Annotated in this window: 18 protein-coding genes; 8 read left to right on the top strand and 10 right to left on the bottom strand. The window is 46.9% G+C overall.

The window, feature by feature from the left end; all coding sequences use genetic code 11:
* Positions 1–390: 390 nt before the first annotated feature.
* Complete coding sequence (locus tag D0S45_10305) at positions 391–2634, top strand: ATP-dependent endonuclease (protein TIH15580.1); 2244 nt, start codon at positions 391–393, stop codon at positions 2632–2634.
* Positions 2627–4468: an ATP-dependent helicase gene (locus D0S45_10300; protein ID TIH15579.1), complete on the top strand. Its 1842-nt coding sequence runs from the start codon at positions 2627–2629 to the stop codon at positions 4466–4468. The genes D0S45_10305 and D0S45_10300 overlap by 8 nt, the downstream gene beginning before the upstream one ends.
* On the opposite strand, the gene D0S45_10295 is transcribed toward D0S45_10300, so the two are convergent.
* From D0S45_10295 to D0S45_10255, 9 genes are all read right to left on the bottom strand, one after another.
* Positions 4469–5335, bottom strand: a complete 867-nt coding sequence (locus D0S45_10295; GenBank protein TIH15578.1) for a hypothetical protein — start codon at positions 5333–5335, stop codon at positions 4469–4471.
* 195 nt (positions 5336–5530) lie between these two features.
* Positions 5531–6406 carry a lipoyl synthase gene (gene lipA / locus D0S45_10290; protein TIH15577.1) on the bottom strand — a complete coding sequence of 292 codons (876 nt, stop codon included), beginning with the start codon at positions 6404–6406 and terminating at the stop codon, positions 5531–5533.
* Positions 6348–6992 (bottom strand): lipoyl(octanoyl) transferase, encoded by a 645-nt coding sequence (gene lipB / locus D0S45_10285; GenBank protein ID TIH15696.1) that lies wholly within the window; start codon positions 6990–6992, stop codon positions 6348–6350. Before lipB ends, lipA begins: the two co-directional genes overlap by 59 nt.
* 242 nt (positions 6993–7234) lie before the next feature.
* Positions 7235–8419, bottom strand: a complete 1185-nt coding sequence (locus D0S45_10280; protein ID TIH15576.1) for an rRNA methyltransferase — start codon at positions 8417–8419, stop codon at positions 7235–7237.
* Positions 8409–9968: a DUF4445 domain-containing protein gene (locus tag D0S45_10275; GenBank protein TIH15575.1), complete on the bottom strand. Its 1560-nt coding sequence runs from the start codon at positions 9966–9968 to the stop codon at positions 8409–8411. The genes D0S45_10280 and D0S45_10275 overlap by 11 nt, the downstream gene beginning before the upstream one ends.
* A gap of 130 nt (positions 9969–10098) precedes the next feature.
* On the bottom strand, positions 10099–10896 hold the full coding sequence (locus D0S45_10270; GenBank protein ID TIH15574.1) for a cobalt chelatase: 798 nt from the start codon (positions 10894–10896) through the stop codon (positions 10099–10101).
* Between the two features lie 119 nt (positions 10897–11015).
* Complete coding sequence (locus D0S45_10265; protein TIH15573.1) at positions 11016–12794, bottom strand: chemotaxis protein CheA; 1779 nt, start codon at positions 12792–12794, stop codon at positions 11016–11018.
* A 5-nt stretch (positions 12795–12799) separates the two neighbouring features.
* Positions 12800–13537, bottom strand: a complete 738-nt coding sequence (locus tag D0S45_10260; protein ID TIH15572.1) for a histidine kinase — start codon at positions 13535–13537, stop codon at positions 12800–12802.
* Between the two features lie 27 nt (positions 13538–13564).
* Positions 13565–13960 carry a response regulator gene (locus tag D0S45_10255; protein ID TIH15571.1) on the bottom strand — a complete coding sequence of 132 codons (396 nt, stop codon included), beginning with the start codon at positions 13958–13960 and terminating at the stop codon, positions 13565–13567.
* Positions 13961–14117: 157 nt separating this feature from the next.
* Here D0S45_10255 and D0S45_10250 point away from each other — a divergent pair, with 157 nt between their 5' ends.
* A complete protein-coding gene (locus tag D0S45_10250) occupies positions 14118–14708 on the top strand; it encodes a tRNA methyltransferase (GenBank protein ID TIH15570.1) in 591 nt (196 codons plus the stop codon).
* Positions 14709–14712: 4 nt separating this feature from the next.
* On the opposite strand, the gene D0S45_10245 is transcribed toward D0S45_10250, so the two are convergent.
* Positions 14713–16377 (bottom strand): glycosyltransferase family 2 protein, encoded by a 1665-nt coding sequence (locus D0S45_10245; protein TIH15569.1) that lies wholly within the window; start codon positions 16375–16377, stop codon positions 14713–14715.
* A gap of 201 nt (positions 16378–16578) precedes the next feature.
* Here D0S45_10245 and D0S45_10240 point away from each other — a divergent pair, with 201 nt between their 5' ends.
* The 5 genes from D0S45_10240 to pdxA all read left to right on the top strand — a co-directional run bounded on the left by D0S45_10240 (position 16579) and on the right by pdxA (position 23736).
* A complete protein-coding gene (locus D0S45_10240) occupies positions 16579–17187 on the top strand; it encodes a threonylcarbamoyl-AMP synthase (protein TIH15568.1) in 609 nt (202 codons plus the stop codon).
* 1326 nt (positions 17188–18513) lie between these two features.
* Positions 18514–18993 (top strand): NUDIX hydrolase, encoded by a 480-nt coding sequence (locus D0S45_10235; protein TIH15567.1) that lies wholly within the window; start codon positions 18514–18516, stop codon positions 18991–18993.
* 29 nt (positions 18994–19022) lie between these two features.
* On the top strand, positions 19023–20477 hold the full coding sequence (gene glgA, locus D0S45_10230; protein ID TIH15566.1) for a glycogen synthase GlgA: 1455 nt from the start codon (positions 19023–19025) through the stop codon (positions 20475–20477).
* 87 nt (positions 20478–20564) lie between these two features.
* Positions 20565–22469, top strand: coding sequence for a 1,4-alpha-glucan branching protein GlgB (gene glgB / locus D0S45_10225; GenBank protein TIH15565.1), 1905 nt, complete (start codon positions 20565–20567; stop codon positions 22467–22469).
* A gap of 286 nt (positions 22470–22755) precedes the next feature.
* The gene (gene pdxA, locus D0S45_10220; GenBank protein TIH15564.1) at positions 22756–23736 is read left to right on the top strand and encodes a 4-hydroxythreonine-4-phosphate dehydrogenase PdxA; all 981 of its coding nucleotides are present in this window, start codon (positions 22756–22758) and stop codon (positions 23734–23736) included.
* The last annotated feature ends 193 nt before the right edge of the window (positions 23737–23929 follow it).

The raw sequence follows: 23929 nt of genomic DNA, 5'->3' as shown, positions 1-23929 counted from the left end.
TGTAATTCATTTTGATGCCTGCGTCACCATGAGATCACTCTCATGTCTTGTCCGTTAGTATATAGCTTCTGCCGATAATATTTATGATGTGTTGCGCTGGCTGCGAAAAATGCTCCTCTTTAATTTATCGGCAAAAGTGGAGTGAGTATTAACTTTAAATTAGTGATCTGGTTGATATTATAATAATTTAGATGTACTTTTTGGCCTGTTGATAAATTTAGAATTATGGGGTGGGTAATAAATCTATCGGTCTTTCGTTTAAAACGAGCAAATAAATGAATTTCTTTCATAGGCTCGTGGTGCTTATGCAAATGCTGGGTTAGCTGTCGATGCTTATTGAAAAGCGGTAAGTGCTTGGGTGAACTTAGCTGATTTCATCTACCATTATAGATGGTTAACAGTAGAGGTGGACAAGTGAACATTGATTTTATTGAAATTAGAAATTTTCGAAGATTAGGTGCTGTTAAAGTTGATTTCTCAAAAAAAACAACTTTGTTAGTTGGAGCCAACAACAGCGGAAAAACTTCAGCTGTCCTCGCTTTAGATCGATTTTTGACAACTCGTGGAAAGCCTAGGTTTTCAATGCACGATATCCCTTTGGACCGCTGGGCAGCTATCGATGAGCTTGGAGATAGTTTTCAAAAGGAAGATGATAAAGAGCTACCTTTCCAGTGGCCCGACCTTTTTCCCTCCATCGATGTTTGGCTTAATGTAGAAGAGAATGAAATTCATCATGTCTCCCATTTTCTACCGGCTCTTGATTGGAAACCTGAAGAAGGAATTGGGGTGCGTTTACAGCTTGAGCCAGTGGAGGTTGACCTTCTCAAAAAAGATTACATATCTGCGCATGAGTCGGCTAAGCAAGCTTTGAAGGGGGCTGGTGGAGAGCTAGAGAAAGGGTTTGATCTTTGGCCTGCATCGCTGACCGATTTTTTAAAAAAGAATTTGACAAAAACTATATATTTCAAGGTTAATGCTTACTTGTTGGACCCTGCAAAGCAGGAAAAACCGGCATGTGGTTTAGCAAGGCCTCAATCTATTACTAATGATAGGGAGCCTCTTGAGTTTAATCCATTAACTGATTTGGTCAGATTAGATGTGCTATGGCCTCAACAGGACCCAAACAGCAGGTCTCAAGACGATATTAGTACACCAAAGCTTCAAGAGCGGTTGTCTACCCAGTTAGATAGATACTATAAAAAACATCTTGATCCAGAAGAAGCCGTTGATAGTACTGATGTCAGAATCCTTGAGGCTATATATAAGGCTCAAGAAGCATTTGATAGAAAACTAGAGGAGGGGTTTAGTTCTCCCCTTAGTGAACTTGAAACGCTTGGTTATCCTGGTGTAACTGAACCCAAAATTACACTCTCCACTCAGATAAGGCCAACTGATGGGCTTCACCACGACTCAGCAGTTCAATATGAAGTGATCTCGGCCAAGAAGATGTCTTCGGCTTGCCGGTTGCCAGAGCATTGCAACGGTTTAGGATACCAAAATTTGATATCCATGGTTTTTCATTTACTTAGTTTTCGAGACGCTCGCTTGAGAGTTGGTAAGGCAAAATCTACGAACACACCATCTAAGCCTATTCATTTGGTTTTACTGGAAGAGCCAGAAGCTCATCTTCACGCCCAAGTGCAACAGGTGTTTATCCGAAAGGCGCATGAAATTTTGCATCCCGAAGATGGGCAATTGACTAGTCAGCTTATAGTAAGCACGCATTCTAGTCATATTGCCCACGAGACAGATTTCGTTAACCTTCGCTATTTTAGGCGGCAACCAGCAGGGAAATGTAGTGCTATTCCAACGACAACGGTTACTAACTTAACAGAAGTATTTGGAAATCCAAATCAAACAGCTAAGTTTGTTAAGCGCTATCTGAAAGCTACTCACGCAGATCTTTTTTTTGCTGATGGCGTGATCCTTATTGAAGGGGCAGCAGAAAGGATGCTTGTTCCTCACTTTATCAACCGTCACTGTAAAGACCTTGCTAAAAATTATATTACCATGCTTGAAATTAATGGCAGTCACGCTCACCGTTTGCTGCCCTTAATTAAAATATTAGGTATAGACACTCTTATTATTACTGATTTGGATTCACAGAAAGATGGTAAATCTGCTCCTCCCGTACGCGATATAGAGATGAAGACAGGGAATACATTGATCAGAAAGGAACTTCCTAATAAAGAGATTCTTGATGAGTTGCTTGACTTAGACTCCAAATACAAAGAGATGGTTTTGGATGGTTTTTCCGTTCGTGTGGCTTATCAAGTGCCGATTTTGATGGACGGAAATATTGAGGCTATACCAACTACATTCGAAGATGCGCTTGTTCTCGATAACATCAATTTTTTTAAAAATATTGATGATGGATTTGGGCTTATAAAGAAATTTAAAAAGGCTATCGATGAGAATAAATCATTGGATACTTTAGGACAGGAGTTACTTGAAGTTTTGAAAACTGGCAGCAAAGCTCAGTTTGCCTTAGATCTTCTTTTTACCAAAAATCCAAAAGATCTTGCCCCACCAGCTTACATCAGAGATGGCCTTGAGTGGCTTCAAGAGCGTTTGAATGTCCGGCAAAAACTGAACAATACTATTCCTGTCAAAGAGAGGGTTGAAGATGAGTAAAGCGCAGTCTCCGGACGATGTCTTTGATGCTCCTGCAGATGTAACGATAAGGGATTGCCTTACCTCGGACGTACCTAAGAGTTTTTTTCTTTTTGCTGGTGCCGGTTCTGGTAAAACGCGTTCTTTGGTTGAAGCCCTCAAGGTGGCAAGGACTGTTAGGGGGGATGAGCTCTGTCTTCATGGTAGAAAGATTGGTGTTATTACCTACACCAACAATGCTTGTGATGAAATTAAACGGCGTATTGAATTTGATGATCTTTTTGAAGTTTCAACCATTCATAGTTTTGCTTGGTCACTTATAAAAGGACTACATAATGATATTAGAGAATGGTTGAGAGTGAATCTTAATGTTGAAATTATAGAGATTCGTGAGAAGGAAGCCAAAGGTCGGGCTGGTACCAAAGCTTCCGCAGAGCGTTTGCGGCAGATTGCTGTCAAGAGTGAACGGATTGAACAGTTAGATAGATTTAAAGAATTCATCTACAACCCCAACGGCGATAACTATGAAAGAAATGCTTTGAACCATAGTGAAATTATCAAAATTTCATCTGGATTTCTGGCTGAAAAGCCAATGATGCAGAGCATTCTTGTAAACAAATTTCCCATTCTATTAATCGATGAGAGTCAAGATACCAACAAACATCTTATGAATGCTTTGCTGGTTGTGCAGGCTCTTCACAGTGCTAGATTTGTTATTGGGGTTATTGGTGACACCATGCAGCGGATTTATTTTGATGGCAAAACAGATTTGGCAGCATCAGTCCCCGAAGATTGGGCCAAACCAGCAAAGTTGATGAATCATCGTTGTTATCCACGTATTGTTGAATTCATAAATAATGTTCGGGAGCCTGTAGATAATCAACGTCAACGGCCTCGCCAAGATAAACCACATGAAGGCCTTGCTCGGCTTTTCGTTTTACCTAATTCAACAGCTGACAAAGGAGCTGCAGAAAAGGTTGTCTATGATCAAATGAAGGAGATTACTGGGGATGACAAGTGGTCAAATGTTACCGATGTCAAAACTCTTGTGTTAGAGCATCGTATGGCCGCTAACCGTCTGGGCTTCCTTGATATGTGGGATCCTTTGAGTTCGATAGACAAACTTAAGACTGGGCTGAACAATGGAGAGTTGCCAAGTTTACGCATTTTTTCGGAGCTCATTTTACCGGTGAGTGAGGCGGCAAAGAATTGTGATAGGTTTGCTGTTGGAAGGATTGTCCGTGAAAATTCTCCCTTATTGGATAAAGATCTTCTTAAAGAACTTGGCAGTAATCAGCTTAAACAATTAAAGGTTGCTAATAAGGCTGTTCAATCACTGGTGGGCTTACTTGAGGAGAATCCTAATGTTTCTTTTTTTGACGTTCTTCATAACATCGCGGAAACAAATTTATTTTTAATTCCAGACAAGCTGAAACCTTTTAGTTCTCCTATACATGAGAAAGAAGACGAAGAAGATGATGCGGACGATGAGACTAAAGCCTGGCGGCAGTTTGGGGCAACCCCATTTCAGCAGATAAAGGCATACAGCCAGTATGTTAAAGGAGACGCCCCGTTTGACACTCACCATGGAGTTAAAGGGCTCGAATTTTCAAGGGTGTGTGTTGTTTTGGACGACCACGATGCGAGAGGTTTTATGTTCTCATACGAAAAGCTTTTCGGTGTAAAAGAAGGCTCTCCTTCATCAATAGAGAATACCCGTCGTCTGTTTTATGTCACCTGTAGTCGGGCCGAAGAGAGCCTCGCATTGATTATGTATTCAGACAACCCAGATGATGTAGCGAATCAGGTAATTAAACATGGATGGTTTTCTGCTGATGAAATTGTTTTGCCATAATTATTTTAATATATTTATTCCAAGGTTAGCAATGTAATCATATGATCGATTGATGACATTTTTATATATTGGCATAGTTAGCCTCATTAACTCGTATCGTAATCCTATGTCCATTTCTCCAAGTGGGGTTGTTCGGCAATCCCATAGTGACTGTAGTTTAGGGTTAATTAATTCTAGTACTTTTGGATTAGACGACTTTTCTCTTTGTTTCTTCAGTTCCTCAAACACAGCGTTGTTGAGATAATTAATTAAACTAGATGAGATGGCTTTCGAGTTTATAAGCATCTGATCAAGTCTTGTTTGATCAGAGATCTGTATAGCCATTTTTCGTATAGGTTGATCACAATTGTGGCATACCTGTAATTTTTTTTGGAGCAAGAAAGGACTATTTAGATTAAATGGTGTGTAGCAAATGGGACATTTCTCAATTAGTCTTATCCTATGATATTTGCATATTACGTTGTATGAAATTCTCCATTCTTTTCTCAGGTATGGAGTATGTTGTTTTGGGTCCGTGATACATTTAGGGCAAAATACGACTCTTGCGTTCCGTGGTGGACGGTTAATTCTACAATCTAGCCAGAGTTTAGTACTTCTATCCCATTTAAAATATTCATCTAGAAAAGTAGCGTCCTTTAATTTGTTATAGGGTTGTCCCGACAACCTTGATAATTTTTTTAGATCATCACTTTTTATTTTGATGTCGAAGTCAAGATTCGGTCTTATTTTTTTATCTAATGCAATTTGACATAGCATATATGGTTTATAGTCATACTCGTTAGCTGTTCTGGTTAACCAAGACGTTAACGATTCATCTTCTTGAATTTTAGGCCGGACTGGCCACATAGATAATTTTGGCCCTGACATATTTTTAAGAAGACCGCCGCACTGAGTTTAAGTGTACGCCCTGCGCTAAAAATAAAAAATCACCCACATTTATAATCAATAAATGTGGGTGACTTTTTGCGTTTTTAGTATATGGGATCATTGCTCAGTCGCGATTAGCGTTGTGCCAGTCGCGATTATCAATGTACAGTCGCGATTAGCGATGTAAATGACAGCCTAAATCTTGTCAAAAGCCTCAGCAGCATTAAAGCTCGACCTAACCAGCGGTGCACAGAACATGTGCGGTACGCCGAGCTTTTTGCCGTATTCGGCATATTCATCGAATACTGACGGCTCTACGTAGCGTTTCACAGCCGGGTGGGCTTTTGAAGGGCGCATGTATTGGCCGATGGTAATGATGTCGCAATTTATGGCCGCGAGGTCGTCGATTACTTGGTAAACTTGCTCGTCTGTTTCGCCGAGGCCGACCATGAGGCCCGATTTTGCGTGGATGTCGCTAAGCTGTTTGACCCGTTCGATGAGTTCCAGGCTCTGCTGGTAATCTGCTTGTGGGCGGATTTGCGGGTAAAGTGCGGGCGGGGTTTCCACATTGTGGTTGATTACGTCCGGCTTGGCAGCGATGACAGCTTTTAGCGCATCGAGGTTGCCCTTAAAATCCGGGATGAGCACTTCGATTTTGCATTCAGAAAGTTCAGCTCGGATGCGTTCGATGGTTTCAGCAAAATGGGATGCGCCTCCGTCGGGCAGGTCATCGCGCGTAACTGAGGTTACAACTGCGTATTTTAGCTCCAGCCGTTTCACAGCTTCGGAAACACGGCGCGGTTCGTCTGCGTCCAAAGGTTCGATCAGGCCGGGGCAGATGTTGCAGAAGGCACAGTTGCGGGTGCAATTATTGCCCATGATCAGGAAGGTTGCTACCTTGCGCGAGAAACAGTCCCAGCAGTTGGGGCATTTCGCGGACTGGCAGACCGTATTCAGATTCAGGTCTTCCAGCATCTTGCTGGTGTTGTTAAAAGTTCTTCCGGTGGGCAGTTTAACCCGCAGCCACGGCGGTATCCGCAAATATTTTTCTGAATTCTTCTCTGAAGACATTTTTTACTTCCTCGGTAGAAATTTCTTTGCCCGCCTCCCTTGAAAGAGAAGTGGGGTGCGCGCCGTGTAGCCCGCAAAGGGTGATGGCGTCGAAAAGTTTCATGTCACTGGAAACATTGAATGATAAGCCGTGGTAGGTGATCCATTTTTTTACCCCGATGCCGATAGAGCAGAGTTTACCGGGACCGACCCAGACTCCGGGTCTACCCTCGCTTCTTGCTGCTTCCACGCCGAACCTTCCCGCAGTACGAATCGCGGTCTCTTCCATGTCATGAAAGAATTTTTTGATGCCGCCGCGCCGTTTTTCAATGCGTATGACCGGGTAGACCACCATTTGTCCGGGATAATGGCAGGTGATGTTGCCGCCGCGAGCTGTCTGGACCACTTCGGCCCCCATCTGCTTGAGGGCTTCTTCACTGATAAGCAGGTTTTCCAGCCCGCCCTGTCTGCCCAGCGTGACAACAGGAGGATGCTCCAAAAGATAGAGGGCTTCGCATGCGCTGCCCTCCATTACTTGTTTCAACCTTTCAAGTTGGACCTGTTCGGCTTCTTTGTGGGAAATTAATCCCAGATCTATAAATTCCATAAGAGTCTTTTGATGCGCTTCGCGCTTTTTATGAAAAGATTTTGCCTCCGGCGGCTGGGGAAGGGGAAACTCTTGCAAGAGTTTCCCCTTCCCCAGACCCCATCCCCTTCAGAACCTTTTAGTAAGCTTCGCATATAATATGCTAAATTGACTTTCGAATATACAAACGGCGAAGCCTTAATAAAAGGTTTTGGGATTCTTAAACCCTTTTGCAAAAGGGTTTAAGCCGCCGGAGGCATTTCTTACTTTTTATTTTTCTCTTCCAGCTTGCGTTTGTCGTGCTCGCGTATGGGCAGGGGCACGATGAGTGCGCCGGACTTCTCATCCCGTTTTTCTTCTTCAGGAACGGGCATACCGATAAGTCCGCCGGGGTACAAGGTTTTTGCTCCGCCTTGCGCAGAGAGAAGGATTTGACCTTCGGCTGCACAGCCGTACTGACCGAAACCGCCTTCATCAAGTCTGAAAGATTCGGATACAGCGCGGATACGCATTTCACCTTCGCGCGGTGCTTCGACTTCTTCCTTGCGCAGCCCTACATAAAGAAAGCTCAGACTGACGTTGTCCTTTTCAAGACGACACTGGGCTGAAAGCTTCTGCAACCATGCCGGGGCGTGCTCGGAATCAAAGTTGAAATGACACCATGCCTTACCCTGTTCGCCGTTCATGGGACATTCCTGTTCATGGGTGCAGGGACCGAGAATGGGAAATCCTGCTTCGACAAATTGTCCACGAATCACGGAAAGTACCCGCCCTGAACGACGGATGCCCGGTTCGATGATCAGAATTCTGCCTTCCGGGGCCAGCTTGTGGACCATGGACATGCAGAATTTTTCCGCCCAGACAGGCAGAGGAATGCGTGTGCCTGCGGAAGCCTCATTGACCATGTTGGCGGTGACCAGCAGGTGTGCTTTTTCGCGCAGTTTGGAAGTGGAGCCGCCTTTTACGTTAACCATGCGCCATGGTGATTTTTCACCGGCAAGTGCCTGAAAGAGCTTGGTGCCTTCGCGCATGGGTTTCGGGGTGCGGTCCACGTTGATAAAAGTCAGTTTTTTATCGCGCAGGTCCGGCCTTGCAATCCACAGGGCCTGAGCCACGGTAAGCGGTCCGGCTCCGAGATCAACGACGATACCTTTATCGGGCAGGTTGATGTCCAGCCCCTGAAACAGCCTTGCAAGACGGTACAGGTTCCAAGGCAGGAAATAACGCAGATATGCGTTCAGGCTACGCGGGTCGCCCATGTAATCATTGGACAGGCCGGAGCGTTCCCCGGTCAGGTCGCGGGAAAGGTCGCGTATTGCGTAGGGCAGTTCCTCGCTGTGCTTACTTTTAAGCGGGACTGTTTTTTGTAGAATTTTTAAGTAGTTATTCAGTAATTTTGTTACATTATTAGTCGGCAGGGGGAAAAGTGAACTTACTTTAATAGACATATTTGAAAATTATCCTCGCAAGGTATTTATCGCCAAAATCGTTGCTTCCGGCCAGTTCCAGAACTTTGGAACGGCTGGGCAGGCTGGCGGCAAAATCTCTTGCTTTTTTATTGTATGTTAAAATTTTTGCTCCCGCGAGGGAAGTATTTCCTGCGGCTCGGGTGATTGCACCGCTTTCCGCAGGGATGAATCCGGTTGTTACCAGATCATTTCTGTTTACATGTTGGCCCATGGCCCCGCCGAGAATGAGTTCCTTTAGATCGGAAGGTGCCAGCCCTGCTTCATTCAGCAAGGCAGACATGGCGAGGTTAAAGGCCGCTTTAACTTTTAAAATTTCTTCCACATCCGGGGCCGGGAGGGTTAATCCCTCATGTCCCAGATCAAGGACCGGGGTTCCGTTTATCTCTGTCAATTTATCGGCAAGCTTTGCGGCAAGCGGGGTGTTTCCCATGCCGAATTGTCCTTCACGGGTTAGCACACCTGATTTGAGCAGCAGGGCGCAGAGTGAAAGGTAGCCTGTTCCGGTGATGCCCGGTTTCCGATTTTGCTCTTGTCTATCCGCTTTAATTATTGATGGCGAGAGTCCCAGCGGGGTAAGCGTGAAAGCTGATACTGCTCCCGGTCCGGCTGTGCGTCCATTACTCATGCCGACACCTTCAAGCGCCGGGCCCATGGGTACCGAGGAGATAATGTATTCGTTCTCGGAAAGGCAGAGCACGAATTCGCCATTTGTGCCGAGATCCGCGAAGAGATACGGCGGCTGCGCTTTTGGCTCGGAAAAATTCAGGGCTACAATCCCGGCTGTTATATCTGCACCAACAAACGGGGCCAGATGTGGCGGGATGTACGCTTCGGGAAGGTTTGCGTCAAGCTTTACTCTTTGCCCTCCCTTGCTGGGCAGGGAGTAGGGAGCACGGCTTAAGCCTTCAACATCATCCTGAGCGAGGATGGAAGTCATGGACGGATTGCCGGAAATTACCAGTTCTTTAACCTGATTTGTTTCAGCTATGATCTCATTTAATCGCCTTGTGACCAGCTCTGAAAGTATTTTGCGCTGCTCTGGTTTTGCGGCAAAAGCCAGCCGGGACATAACCTCGCTGCCAAGCCCCATCTGGGGATTCAGTTCCTGTCCTGATTTTACTGTTTCGTCTCCAAGGGTGAACGCCCAGTGCATTCCGGTGGTGCCCAGATCCACGGCAAGGGCCATGTTGTCAGGGAGTTCTCGGGAAAATTTGTCTGAGACACGCGGTACAATCCGTTCCGGCTCAGGCAGAAAAATTGTTGCCGGGGCTGCCGGATGCAGGCAGGAAAGCCGCCAGCCGGATTTTATTTCTGTGGCGGAAAATTTTTGCAACTCTTCCTTGCGCGGCTCGGGCGGCGCAGATTCAAACTTCACTTTGCACAGCCCGCAACGTCCCATGCCGGAACAGAGAGGCACTCCTTTGAATGCTCCGTTCAGGAAAAGAGTCTGGGCCATGTTCAGCCCGGCAGTGGGTGCAATCTCCATGTTTTTTTTGTCATGGCAATGCACTGTGATGGAAGTTGTCATTGTTTTCCGGTCCGTTAAAAAATTAACCGCACCAGCATAATGTATATGCGGTGCGGAGTACAATCAAGTGAGAAATTTTTGGGCAGGTAATAAATTGTGGTGGCGTGGAGCCTGTTTTCAAAACCTCAATTTATGTATCAAGCTGGCTGATGGCTTTTTCAAGTTTGTCCATCCAGCGTTGGGCGAAAATATCGAATTCCCCGACTCCCTGCACTACAGGAATCGGTTCAATTCCTCGTGAGGCCACAACATTTTTCCATGATCCATCGTGCTCTCCGGCCATATCTTTTTTTACATGGTTTCCGGCTCCGAAGAGCAGAGGCAGCAGATAGGCTCGTTTTACCCCGGAACCCTTGATACAGTCGCTTATCTTTTCAATGCCACCTTCGGAATTGAGCTTGCCGAGGTAGGCGTTTTTGTCTTTTGCTTCCAGTACTTCCTTGAATTTATCATACAAGGAGTTGCCGCTCTCGGAAAATTTGGAACCATGAGCCACGAGGATCAGAGCCTCATTTTGCGAATCCCGTTCTTCCAGCAGATTCAGGATGATGTCGGATATTTCGTCGATCTCCTGTTCATTGGTCAGCAGCGGTTCGCCAAGTACGGCTTTTTCAAATTTAATTTCGCCTTTGTCGACCCTGTCCAACAGCCTGCTGATGTTGTTGAATTCCGTTCCGGGAATCACGTGCAGGGATTGCACAACCACATGGGTGACACCTTCTTCGGCCAGATTTTCAAGATTCTGTTTTACGGTGGGCATGTTCTGGCCCTGTTCACGAAGCTTTTTCAGTACATGCCCGGAAGTAAAAGCACTGTAAACCGGGATGTCCGGATGGGCCTCTTTAGCCATCTTCAAAATATTGCCCAGTGCCGAACTGGCAGCTCTGTTTTTCGATCCGTGTGCTGCAAAAAGGATGGCTTTTTTCATCTGCTATTTCCTGCGCTGAGAGGTTGTCTTTGTCGTGAACACGCATGCATAGCAGACAAAGGCCACAGAGAAAAGTTTTTCCTGTGCGCTGGAAAATTGCGGGATGGCGCGGATTGTTTTTAGGCTTCCCCTTCCATGTGTGCGGCAATCAATGTTTCCGTATCCACCACCAGGGCATCGTGTTCGCCCATCATGCCGAAGCCGAGGATGGGCAGTTTGTAGATGGAGTTTACCGGCAGGGTGAATCCGGTGACGACCGCTTTTTGCTGACGCAGGACTTCGTCTACGAGAATGGCGACAACTGTTTCTCCCAATTTTACCATGATGACCTTGGGGATTACCTCGTCAGTGGGGTCCGGGAGGTCAAAAACTTTGTGCATACGGATCAGGGAGTGAATCTTGCCGCGAACAGATACGGTTTCCCGGCCATCGGGCAGGTCGGTAAACTCTTTTTCTACGGGCTCGTATACTTCCAGCACTTCCCGGCTGGGGAAGATGAAGGTTTCCGGGCCAACTGAGGTGATCAGGGCATCCACGATTCCTTCGTTTACCGAGCGGCTTAAGGGGATGCTAATGGTGAAAGTAGATCCTTTGCCCAGTTCACTGGTAATGGATACTTTCCCGTCCAACGTATTCTGGATGGCGGCAACAACCGCGTCCATGCCTACTCCGCGACCGGAAATATCGGTGACCGCACTGGCTGTGGAGAAGCCTGATTGCAGGATGAACTCGTAAATTTCTTCCTTGGTATATTTTTTTTCCGGGTCGGCCAGTCCGCGTTCAAGGGCTTTGCTGAGCAGGATGTCGGCATCAAGACCCTTACCGTCGTCGATAATTTCTATGTAAGCGAATTCGCCTTGACGGTAGGCCTTCAGGTCTACCTTACCCATTTCGTTCTTGCCGCACATCTGGCGGTCTTCAGTAGTTTCAATGCCGTGGTCAAGCGCATTGCGCAGCAGATGGACCAGCGGTTCATTCAAACATTCCACGATGGTCTTATCCAGTGCCAGCTCTTCTCCGATAATGGTGAATTTGATGCGTTTGTTGAGCTTTTGCGAGGTGGATTTAACCAGCCTGTGCATGGGCATGAAAATCTGTTTTAGCGGAACCATCCTGATTTCATCCACTTCCGATTGCAGGTTGCGGATGACTTTATCCAACTCAGAAAGGCTGGATGAAATTTTGGAAATATTATCAGACTTAGTCTGAGCAATGACCGCGTAGGTGACCATCAGTTTACCTACCAACTCGATGAGGGAATCGAGTTGCTGGGTGGAAACACGAATGGAGGAAATAGCTTGTGCGTCTTTCATTTTAGCGGGAGCAGGTTGGACTTTGGCACTTTTCTCTTCGTCTGGGATTTGCTTTGCTGCTGTTGCAACCTGTTCAGGCTCGATTCTATTTTCCGATTCGACAGCCTGTTCCTGTTGTTTCTTCTCTGCTTCAGCTAGCGGGGTTTCAGGCTGTCCTTCAACTTTTTCCCAGCCTTCATCTTCGTCTGGAGTTCCTTCGGTCATGGCCATCATCTCGGCCATCATTTCCTGTTCATATTTATCCGGTGCTGTAGCGATTGCTTCACGGTCTTCTGTGTCGCAGGCGGAACTGTCATCCTTTCTTGAATCAATCGGAGCACCGCCTTGATCAAGCAGTCCCCCGATGCAGTAAAAGAATTTTTTTTGGGCTTCGGCAATATCAAGCAGGGAGGTGATCAGGTCCGGGGTTACAGGGGTAATGCCGTCAGTCAGCATATCCATAAGGGCGATTATCTGAGCCGATCTCATCTGGGCATTGTCAAGCCCTAGTGCGTTCAAAACATCATTAATATCACCGTCCCCGTGCTCAAGGCCGATGATTGATTCTTGAATCTGGCTTATACAACTGGAAATACTGTCCTTCATTATCCTCAAACTCCGGTGTTGTTCAGAAAGCTTTCCCTGCTGTCAAAAACAGTCAGATAGCGCTGGAAACCCCAAGAATAAAAAGTGCTTGTACAATGGCTGTTCATTCCGGTGATGCCTATTTCGCAAATTTCGGAATAAGACGCAATTAGTTCGAAAAATGCAGACCCTACGGACATGGTGATCCCGAAATCAAAAAGGAGCCTGCTTGTTCCGTCTATTGATTGCAGGCTTTCTTCCACCATTTTCAATTGTTCGGAGCTGTAAAGTCTGTTTACCTTGAGATTGAATATTCGCGCATCAGGGAGTTCTTCGGCTTCAATGGGGTTTATGCCGGACTCATCTGCGGCTCCGGATTTTTGACCTTCCCCGCAGAGTCTGGTTTCAATGTCGTCAGTGAGGCTTTGGTCAAAACTGCCGGATTCCCGAAGCTGTTCGATGAGCATGAAAATCGTGTTGACGGACTCAATGGCTAGGGCAATCTGCATGAGGTCGTGCTCAACCTCTCCGGCCTGCATTTTCTTGAGGAAATCTTCGACCTTGTGGGTAAAGGTGGAAGCCGGTTCAAACCCGGACATGAATCCGGTGACCCCTTTGATTGTGTGCAGCGGACGCGAGAGCACCTCGATGCCTTCCTCAATGCGTTGTTCATCAAGGAGGTCGATTCCTTCAAGTACCTGTGGGTAGTACTTGTCATTTACTTCGGAGAAAAATTCTTCAACAAGAGAATCGTCTTCACTCATTTTGCAGATGCTCCATCAGCCGGAAAATTATTTGTTCATCAACCCGATTTTTTCGAGTTCTTCGTAAAGTTTGTTCCTGTCTACCGGCTTGACGATGAATGCGGATGCTTCAACATCATGGAAAGACCGGATGACTGTTTTGGGGTCATCAAGTGCTGTGGTCATGACCACTTTGCAGTGGTTCACTACTTTGTTTTTGTTTTCAAAATTCCTGATCTCTTCAAGGGCGGAGAGGCCGTCCTGTTCAGGCATCATGATGTCCATAAGAATTAAGCTGTATGGATCACCTTCTTCAAAGGCCAGTTTGTATGCCTCGACCGCTTCTTTACCGTTTACCGCGACATCAATCACGAAAAGTGGGGCCAGAAAGGTCGAAAGTAATTTTCGTCCTACAAATTCATCCTCTGCAATCAGCGCGCGCATTAAAGCCTCCGTGAATATATATCCTCTGAAATCATTACATATCATCTTTTTTAAATCAATCTAATGTCTTTCTCAATAATCTGCTTTATGCTGCGCTGTGTCGCTGTTGCAGCCTCACCCCTTGCAAACTTGCAAAAGGTTGAGTACCCAGTACGCCATGGAAAGACAGAGAACACCTCAAAGAGAAGCAAGAGTCCGGGAAGTTCTGGCAAAACGCCAGAAGGATTTTACCCTGATTGTGGATAATGTCTGGGACCCCCACAATGTTTCGGCCATCCTTAGAAGCTGTGACGCTTTCGGCATCTACGGCATACATCTGTATTATACTGTATCACAGTGGCCTGAACTTGCAAAAAAATCTTCCGCTTCAGGTAAAAAGTGGGTTGAGCGCACTAAACATACCGACCCGGTAAAGATGGTCGGAGGGCTGCGTGAGCAGGGATATCAGGTTGTAAGAACTGGTTTTTCCGAAACGGCAAAGCCGCTTATGGATTTTGATTTCAGCAAACCCTCAGCGGTTATCCTGAGCAACGAACATAGCGGAACCGCGCCGGAATTGGCGGAATTGGTTCCTGATGAAGTCTACATTCCCATGCAGGGTATGATCCAGAGTTTCAACGTTTCCGTTGCTGCTGCCTTGATTCTGTATCACGGATTTTCCCAGCGATATGCAAAAGGTATGTACGATAATCCGTCTTTTTCTCCCGAAGAGATGGAAAAATTAACAGCAGAGTGGCTTGCCAGATAGTCTGTTAAAGGACTTCTGCCAGCTCTTTCCATTTGCGGTCAACATCCTGCCAGAGCATGGCCATGTCTTTCCCGAAAAGGACGTTCAGGTCATGCTCGCTGTATTTGCTTTCCAGTTTTATCTTGTTGCCGAAAACCTGAGCCATGGAACGCACATTGCTTGCTTTGGCAAGACTTGAGTGTTGGATATGCCCGATGCGCAGTTGCCCGGCGTAGACATGTTCGTACCCGCCAAGTGCTGCGCGCAGGTCCCTTTCGAGATCGTCGAATTGGGTGGGGTTGAAGCGCACGTCGAAATTCCCGCATTGATGGATTGCTTCCATATTCAGCATATGACAGCAGCCTGAAACGTGCATTGCCGGACGGGTGTAAGAAAACTGTCCATAATCAAAGCCGTTGCGGCAACTGTCAAAGACCATGATCTTCTCAGTTAGCCCTTCGATTTGGGAAGTCCCGTTTCCGGGAGGAAAGAGGTGGTAATCCGCTGACTGTAATGACCGGGGAGTTTCTGTGGAGGTGATTCTGCATCCCACAGCTCCGGGGTTGTTGTAACTTTGCGCGGTCGCCAGAAGTTCTTCCAGCCAGTTGGGTTCCAGTTCCACATCATCATCCAGAAATACGGCCCATTTGGCCTTGCGCACTTCCGGTTCAGCCAGCAGCCAGTTGCGGGCCGCCGGGGCACCTACGTTAACTTGCAGGTTGATAGGTTTATAGTGCCCCTTTTTAAAGCGATACTGAGCCTCATTTATAACCTGTCCGGTGCTGTCATCAGAGCCGTTGTTCAGGGCGAATATCCGCGCATTGCCGATATTTGATGTCGCAACATTTTTTAGCGTGTTCTCAATCAATTGTCCGTTGTTCCAAGAATAGAGCAGAATGGCGACTTCATCTGAATGGCTGAGGGCATTAGTTGTATCTATAGGATTGAGCAGTCCATGCAGTTTTTGACCCCAGTTGAGGTTCCAGATGTTCTTTTTCCATAGCTTCGCCAGTATGTCCTTGCCCTCTTCGGTCTGTCCGGAGCGGAGCAGGAGTTCACTGCGCATGTAATCCTGCCACAGTGACCAGATGTCGTGATCCAGCTCTTCAAGGTCCTGCACAGTTTCATCAATTGAACTGTATAAAAAATTGTACTGTGTTTTAAGTCTCTGTTTAAGCTGGATTAAATTGTCATTCCAATTAACCAGATCAAGGGCCGTTCTGGGCAATTCCGCATTGCCCATGCGTAGCAGGGTATCCCATGAATGGGTCAGCCAGTTCAAGCCGTCCGATCCACGCAACAAGGGAAATAAATGTCGGATAATGAGGGTTTGATCCCCGGATTGAAGCAGGTTGTCGAGGTCCTGAAGGGGGATGTGCGATACCGGGGAACTTATCAGGGCTTGCAAGATTTTGATCAGTGCGGGCGGGCGTGATGAATTATTCAGGTCCATACAGCGCACGGCCGCTGAACGGTCAAGCGGATTTTGCTGCCACGCCAGCAGGGCCAGCCCCGAGCTGATTTCCTTAAACTGAGGGTTGGCGGATGAAAGGTTTTGAAAAACATTGATCAAGCCATTCTGGTGAGAAAACTCTTCAGTTCCCATAACCCAGAGGGGGACGGTATTCTTAATTGCTGAAAGAAAGGTGTCTACTTTTTCAGTTCCAAAATTGTGTGTGGTAGCAACCATTTGTCATCTCCGTTTGTTCACGTACTGGCTGTGCCTTTTAATATGCCAAACGGGTGATAAAGTCATGCTGCTTCTGTAGTGTTTAATGTGGATTGTTAATAATGATATTTCTGACATAGTAAAAGATGCTGGACATAAGATACAAAGTTGGTATTAATAGTCGCTCCGTATGCCGTTATGCATTTTGGGAGTTAAACAGGTATGAGTGAACAGGAAGCTGTAAATATAATAAGGACCGGCGGAGTATTGATTTATCCCACGGAAACCCTTTTTGCCATTGGTGCGGATGCCATGGATGAAAGGGCTGCGAATCGTGTTGCCCGTATTAAGGGGCGTCCGGTGTCCAAGCCTTTACCTCTTATTATCGGCAGTATTGACCAGCTTGACCTTGTTACTGAATCTGTTTCCCCCGAATTGCTTAAACTTACCAATGAGTTTTGGCCCGGACCGCTTTCCATTTTGGTTAAAGGGCGGGAAGAGCTTCCTTCTGCTGTTAAGGATTCTAGGGGCTATACTTCCGTGCGTTGGACTGAGCATACATGTGCTGCCGAGTTGTGCCTTAAAGCCCACACTCCGCTTGTAGCCACCAGTGCCAATATGAGTGGTAAGCCGGGAACCGGTATTGCCGCTGAGCTGGATGAAGAGCTGACCATGATGGTGGAGGGGATCTACAACCCTGACCCCGGTCCGAAAGGCGGAGAGCCTTCAACTGTTGTTGAGCCGCTCAAGGGCAACCGTTTGAAGATTTTCCGTGACGGGGTGGTTACTCGTGAGCAGTTGATTCGCGCCGGATTTGAGCTAGTTGATTAGATTTTATTTTGAAATATAATTTTAAGACCTGTTCTTTTATTAGAGCAGGTCTTTTTGTTTTAGCGGTAAAAAATATTTAACCCTTGATGCTTGTTTCATCCGGTATTTATTTATCAGGTAAAAAATCTTGTACTAATTTGCTGTTTTGGGAGTGGGTAGTTCCTTTTGGGTAAAGTTAGGTATTGCAATGTGTTAGGTTGGTTTTTTGGGCTGCTTGTGGTTTTGGCACAGGGGTTGCTATATAGATATTACCTTCAGACTTTTGCTGAAAAAAAATGCTGAAACGGGCCCCGTCGGAACTAACCGACGGGGCCTTTTTCATTTTGTAAGGAAATTTGTTGCGAACGGAATTATGAATGAGCTGGAGTTTATGGTGGGGCGGGTTGGAAAATAATTTTATATGCTAGTGCTGGGCAGCAAATCCGGTAAAAAATATTTTACCCCCGATGCTTGTTTCATCCGGTATTAATTTGTCAGGTAAAAAATCTTGTACTGATTTGCTGTTTTGGGGATGAATTACTTTTGTTGAATAAGATGAGATGTTACAATGCGTTAGGTGTGTTTGTTGGGCTGTTTTCAGCTTTGGCACAGGGGTTGCTAGATAGATATTACCTTCAGACTTTTGCTGAAAAAAAATGCTGAAACGGGCCCCGTCGGAACTAACCGACGGGGCCTTTTTCATTCTGTAAGGAAATTTGTTGCGAACGGAATTATGAATGAGCTGGAGTTTATGGTGGGGCGAGTTTGGAAAATAATTTTTTATGCTCGTGCTAAGTAGTAAATCCGGTAAAAAATATTTTACCCCGGATGCTTGTTTCATCCGGTATTTATTTGTCAGGTAAAAAATCTTGTACTAATTTGTTGTTTTTGGGATGGGTGGTTTATCTTGAGTAAGATGAGATATTACAATGCGTTATCTATCTTTATTGGGCTGCTTTCAACTTTGGCACAAGGGTTGCTAGATAGATATTACCTTCAGACTTTTGCTGAAAAAAAATGCTGAAACGGGCCCCGTCGGAATTAACCGACGGGGCCTTTTTCATTGTTACGGTAAAAAGATTCTATTGCATTCCTGAAATAGAGAGCCGTAAAGGCGGATAAAACGGCTTGGGGTAACGGTTTTGCTCTAGTCAGGTTTTGGTGCGTAGGGCGGTTAAATATTTTGAACCTGACCGGGAGATGTTACAAAGGTGGACTTTTAGAAAATAATTCGGATTTCCTTGTAATGAAAATCCATTCGCGGTATTTATAGGAACCGATTGTAATTTGTTCCCCATGTATAAAAGTTAATATATTTGTAGTAGATCAAAGAAAGGCTGTTTATTTATGCTCGGCTCAAAACCGTGTCCTCACTGCGGAGAAGATGTTGTACTTTACCGCAATCCCGTCCCCACTGTTGATGTTGTTATTTATGATCCTAGCCTCGGAGTTGTTCTTATTGAACGCAACAATCCTCCTCTGGGCTGGGCTTTGCCCGGAGGGTTTGTCGATTACGGGGAAACTCTTGAACATGCTGCCGTGCGGGAGGCAAAAGAGGAAACCGGGCTTGAGGTGGTCCTGACCGGGTTGGTAGGGGTCTATTCCATGCCCTGCCGTGATGATCGCCAGCACACCATCAGCGTTACCTACAGCGCGGTGACCAGCGATGTTTCAGCTTTGCAGGCCGGGGATGATGCCGGAGGAGCTCGTTTTTTCAAGCTGGACAGCCTGCCTGATCTTGTTTTCGATCATAGGGACATTCTTAGCGATTTTTCTTCAAAGCTGATCCGTTTGCAGGATCATGCAGCCGTGGGCAGTAAAGAATAACAAGCTGAAAATTGAAGGGAGTCTCACCAGTGCACGACGTTCTTTATGTTACATCTGAAATGTATCCCTTTTCCAAGACCGGAGGGCTGGGTGATGTTATGGGGGCATTACCGCCTGCCATCCATGCCAAGGGGGTCAAAACCGCAGTAATAACTCCATTTTATGGGCGTATGAATCTTGATGGTCACAAGTTGCGGTTGGTCTATTCCGACCTGCATGTGGGCTATCCATGGCCGTCCACTACCGCCGAAATTTACCAGACTGATTATGACGGGATTTCCGTATATTTCGTGTCACGTGGTGAATTTTTTGACCGCCGTCATTATTACAATACCCATTACGGCGACTACTTTGATAATTGCGAGCGGTTTATCTTTTTCTGCAAAGCCGTGCTTAAATGGGCACGTTTGCTTCCGTCGCCCCCGGCGGTGATCCACTCTCATGACTGGCAGTCCTCGCTGGTGCCGCCTTACCTTTATTTTGAGCGGGAAACAGATTCATTCTGGAAGAATACCAAGACGGTGACCACGATCCATAACCTCGCTTTTCAGGGTCGTTTTTCGGAGAGGCTTTTTCATGAATCCGGTCTGCCTGCTGAAGCATGGTCCATGCACGGAGCAGAGTTCTACGGTGACTTGAATATGCTTAAAGCCAGCATTGCTTATAGTGATGCGGTAAGCACGGTCAGTCCTTCCTATGCGAAAGAAATTCTTGGACCTGAATTCGGCTGTGGATTGGAAGGCTTTTTGAACAGCCAGACCCATAAATTGTACGGTATCCTGAACGGTGCCGATTATTCCATCTGGGACCCCTGCAATGATAAGTTTTTGCCCTGCTGTTATAGTGCTGAGGACATCAGCGGCAAGCAGGAGTGCAAGAGGAGCATGCTTCGTGATTTTTACATGTCCGACCAGTTGGAAGATAAGCCGGTGCTCGGTTTCATCGGTCGTTTGCGGGGGCAGAAGGGCATTGACCTGCTCATTGACATCCTGCCGAGGCTGATGAAGAAAGATGTAGGTGTGATTGTGCTCGGTGAGGGCGATCTCGGTTACGAAGCACAGTTGCTTGAATTCATGGAGGAGTATCCCGGTCAGTTCTGTGTGCAGGTGGGTTACACCGAAGATCTGGCCCATGGAATTCAGGCCGGGTCGGATATTTTTCTCATGCCTTCACGCTATGAACCATGCGGGTTGACCCAGATTTATGCCTTGCGGTTTGGTACTCCTCCGGTTGCCACTGCTGTGGGCGGCCTGCGTGATACCATCACCCCTTATCCGGCAGCGGATGCCACTGGATTTACTTTTGAAAAAACGGATACGGATGCCGATCTTTTTTACGAGGCGGTGATTCAGGCGGTAGATGCATGGCATGACCGCGAAGAGTGGGAGAAAATGGTGAAGCGGGCTATGCTTAAGGAATTCACCTGGGACCGTTCGGCTGCTGAGTACATTAAATTATATCGGGAGCTGGGTGCCAGACTATAGAAATCTTCCAGTTTCTCAGAAGTTTAAAAAATTTTACCCGCTGTTGAATTTATGGACGATTGCAGCAAGCCAGAGGATTAAGCCCTGATGCCAGAAACTTTACCTGTCTACATTGCCCCTTTTGATCTTTTCTTGTTCGGCAAAGGGGAACATTGGGATTTATACCGGATTCTCGGAGCGCATTTTGACCTTCAGGAAGAGCAGGAGGGCTACCGTTTTGCGGTCTGGGCGCCCAATGCCCGTGAAATTTTTGTTACCGGTGATTTCAACGGCTGGGATAACCGGGCCAACAAGCTCCTGCCTGTGGGCGTTTCCGGCATCTGGGCCGGATTCATTCCCGGTGTTAAGCCCGGGCAGATGTACAAATATCACGTTGTTCAGAGTGACGGGCATGAAGTAACCAAGACTGACCCTCTAGCTTTCCGTACAGAAATGCGTCCCGGACACGCTGCCGTTGCCTGGGGGCTTGATAATTATGAATGGCTGGACGAAGAATGGATGGCTCAGCGTCGCCAGACCGGACTGCCGCTGGATAAGCCTGTTTCCGTTTATGAGGTTCATCTCGGTTCATGGCGCAGGGAAGGGTGGGATTACCGTTCCTACCGCCAACTGACCAAAGAGTTGATTCCTTACGTCAAGGATATGGGCTTCACCCACATCGAGCTGATGCCCATTGCCGAGCATCCCCTTGATGAATCTTGGGGCTATCAGACTACCCATTATTATTCGCCCACCTCCCGTCATGGTAGTCCCGATGACTTGCGCTATTTCATCGATAAGTGCCATCAGGCCGGATTAGGCGTAATTCTTGATTGGGTTCCGGGCCATTTTCCTAAGGATGATTGGGGAATGGGGCGTTTTGACGGCACCGCTCTTTACGAGCATGCCGATGCCCGTAAAGGGGAACATCCGGACTGGGGAACATATATTTTTAATTTCGGGCGGCATGAGGTCTGCAACTTTCTGCTGGCTAACGCTCTCTACTGGCTCAAAGAATTTCATATTGACGGGCTGCGCATAGATGCTGTGGCTTCCATGCTGTATCTCGATTATTCCCGCCGCGAAGGAGAGTGGATCCCCAACGAGCATGGCGGCAACGAGAATATCGAGGCCATTGAGTTGCTCAAGAAGCTCAACACCGTGGTTCACGAACAATTCCCCGGTGCCATGATGATTGCCGAGGAATCCACGTCATGGCCTGGTGTGTCCCGTCCGGTCTACACTGGCGGGCTTGGATTTACCTTCAAGTGGAACATGGGGTGGATGAATGACACTCTTGATTATATAGAAAAGAGTCCTATTCACCGTTCGTTTCACCACAATAAACTGACCTTTTCTATGGTCTATGCTTTCAGCGAGAATTTTTTCTTGCCCCTTTCCCACGATGAAGTTGTGCATGGCAAAGGCGCGCTGCTTTCCAAGATGCCCGGCGACATGTGGCAGCAAATGGCTAATCTGCGGTTGCTTTTTTCTTATCAATGGGCGCATCCGGGCAAGAACCTGCTTTTTATGGGCTGTGAGTTCGGGCAATGGAATGAGTGGAATTGCCGTCAGGAGCTGGACTGGACTTTGCTCGGTTTTCCTTCTCATCAGGGGTTGCGTAACACGGTTATCGATCTTAACCGGGTCATGCATGAGAACCCGGCTATGTACAAACACGATACTGATTGGTCCGGTTTCGAGTGGGTAGATTTTAATGACTACAAATCTTCTACCATAAGTTTTCTGCGTAAGAGCGAAGGGGAGAGTCCGGTACTCTGGGTATTCAACTTTACCCCGGTGGTGCGCAGCGGGTATTGTCTCGGTTGTCCGCAGGACGGAAAATGGGAAGAAATATTTAATTCCGATGCTGAGATTTATGGCGGTTCAAATATGGGTAATGTCGGTAAGGTCGAGGCCCGTAAGGCCGGGGATCTAGGCGCGTTTCCCTATTATTTGGAACTGACCCTGCCGCCGCTTGGAGCTATTGCACTTCGCCCCGAGCAGGCGTAGGAATATGCCTCCGGCGGCCCTGCCGGGGGCCTTAAACCCTTTGGGGAAAAGGGTTTAAGAATCCCAAAACTTTTTATCGAGGCTTCGCCGCTTCGTGAGTAAATTGTTACAAAAATCAAGGCCGCAGTATATTAAAAGATATTGTGGTCCTTTTTTTTGAAAGTCGGACTGTGAAGCATATGCGAAGCAAATTGAAAAGTTTTGAAGGGATGGGGTCTGGGGAAGGGAAACTTTTTCCAAAAGTTCCCCTTCCCCAGCCGCCGGAGGCATCTTTTAAGGAGATCTTATGAAAAATATATGCATTACACTTGGTGACCCTAATGGCTTGGGACCTGAGTTGGCTTGCCGTCTTTTGGCAGAGCGCAAAGCGGACCGTGCTTATTTGATGATCGGACCTGAGAATGGTTTGGTGTATCATTTGGAAAAGTTGGGTCTGGAAAAATTTTATACATTGCTTGATGACCCTGAGAAGATTGTGGACGCAAAGCCGGGATACTATCTGTTTTGCCCGGAAGTTCTGGACGATTTTGAGTTGCAGGTCGGTGTGGCTGATCCTGAAGGCGGACGCTGCGCCGGGGAAGCCATGGAAACTGCCATGGATCTTCTGAATAGGAAGGTGCTTGCTGGTTTGGTCACCTGTCCTTTGAATAAGGCCATGCTGCAATTGGCCGGGTTTGATTTTCCGGGCCATACGGAATTTTTGGCGACCCGTTCAGGCGTGGGGCGGGAAAATGTCTGCATGCATCTGGGCGGGCCGAAGCTTAAGGTCAGTCTGGTGACTACCCATCCCCGTTTTGTGGATATTCAGGGGCTGGTTACCAAAGAGCGGATTCTGCGTTGTATTGAGCTTACTGACGGTCTGGTAAAGTCTCTGGGACTTAGCAAGCCCATTGCAGTTTGCGGATTGAACCCCCATGCCGGGGAGTCCGGCCGTATCGGTGATGAAGAGATCAAGGTCATCGAACCTGCCATTGCTGAAGCACGGGCTATGGGCTTTGATGTGGAAGGGCCGTTTCCCGGAGATACGGTTTTTTATTTTGCAGCACAGGGTGATTACAGCGCCGTGCTGGCCATGTATCACGATCAGGGTCTGGCCCCGCTTAAGCTTCTTCATTTCAGCGAGGCAGTTAATATTACTCTCGGCCTGCCTTTTCCTCGCACTTCCCCGGACCATGGAACCGGTTATGATATTACTGGAACCGGGAAGGCCTCATTGGAGAGTTTTAAGGCTGCCATGGAATGTGCCGAGATGATGGTTGACGCATAGAAATATCTAAGAAGTTTTTTGAGGCCCGTAAGAAGTTCATCTTGCGGGCTTTTTCTTATGCGGCACAATGTCAAGCACCCCGTCAAATCTATCTTCAAGTCTTTTTAGGCCGTAGTCGTCCCTCACCTAATGGTGTAACTATTGATATTCCTTTTCTTATTCGTGCTCTGAGGCACCAAGTACCGATTCGGTA

This window comes from Marinifilum sp. JC120, from assembly GCA_004923195.1.
Lineage (GTDB): Bacteria > Desulfobacterota > Desulfovibrionia > Desulfovibrionales > Desulfovibrionaceae > Maridesulfovibrio.
The sequence above is the reverse complement of the archived record's forward strand: the minus strand, read 5'-3'. Positions and strand labels throughout refer to the sequence as shown.

Excerpts from the sequence above, each read along its gene's own strand:
- D0S45_10305 (TIH15580.1), top strand. The coding sequence starts at position 391 with ATGGTTAACAGTAGAGGTGGACAAGTGAACATTGATTTTATTGAAATT.
- D0S45_10300 (TIH15579.1), top strand. The coding sequence starts at position 2,627 with ATGAGTAAAGCGCAGTCTCCGGACGATGTCTTTGATGCTCCTGCAGAT.
- D0S45_10295 (TIH15578.1), bottom strand. The coding sequence starts at position 5,335 with ATGTCAGGGCCAAAATTATCTATGTGGCCAGTCCGGCCTAAAATTCAA.
- lipA (TIH15577.1), bottom strand. The coding sequence starts at position 6,406 with ATGTCTTCAGAGAAGAATTCAGAAAAATATTTGCGGATACCGCCGTGG.
- lipB (TIH15696.1), bottom strand. The coding sequence starts at position 6,992 with ATGGAATTTATAGATCTGGGATTAATTTCCCACAAAGAAGCCGAACAG.
- D0S45_10280 (TIH15576.1), bottom strand. The coding sequence starts at position 8,419 with ATGTCTATTAAAGTAAGTTCACTTTTCCCCCTGCCGACTAATAATGTA.
- D0S45_10275 (TIH15575.1), bottom strand. The coding sequence starts at position 9,968 with ATGACAACTTCCATCACAGTGCATTGCCATGACAAAAAAAACATGGAG.
- D0S45_10270 (TIH15574.1), bottom strand. The coding sequence starts at position 10,896 with ATGAAAAAAGCCATCCTTTTTGCAGCACACGGATCGAAAAACAGAGCT.
- D0S45_10265 (TIH15573.1), bottom strand. The coding sequence starts at position 12,794 with ATGAAGGACAGTATTTCCAGTTGTATAAGCCAGATTCAAGAATCAATC.
- D0S45_10260 (TIH15572.1), bottom strand. The coding sequence starts at position 13,537 with ATGAGTGAAGACGATTCTCTTGTTGAAGAATTTTTCTCCGAAGTAAAT.
- D0S45_10255 (TIH15571.1), bottom strand. The coding sequence starts at position 13,960 with ATGCGCGCGCTGATTGCAGAGGATGAATTTGTAGGACGAAAATTACTT.
- D0S45_10250 (TIH15570.1), top strand. The coding sequence starts at position 14,118 with ATGGAAAGACAGAGAACACCTCAAAGAGAAGCAAGAGTCCGGGAAGTT.
- D0S45_10245 (TIH15569.1), bottom strand. The coding sequence starts at position 16,377 with ATGGTTGCTACCACACACAATTTTGGAACTGAAAAAGTAGACACCTTT.
- D0S45_10240 (TIH15568.1), top strand. The coding sequence starts at position 16,579 with ATGAGTGAACAGGAAGCTGTAAATATAATAAGGACCGGCGGAGTATTG.
- D0S45_10235 (TIH15567.1), top strand. The coding sequence starts at position 18,514 with ATGCTCGGCTCAAAACCGTGTCCTCACTGCGGAGAAGATGTTGTACTT.
- glgB (TIH15565.1), top strand. The coding sequence starts at position 20,565 with ATGCCAGAAACTTTACCTGTCTACATTGCCCCTTTTGATCTTTTCTTG.
- pdxA (TIH15564.1), top strand. The coding sequence starts at position 22,756 with ATGAAAAATATATGCATTACACTTGGTGACCCTAATGGCTTGGGACCT.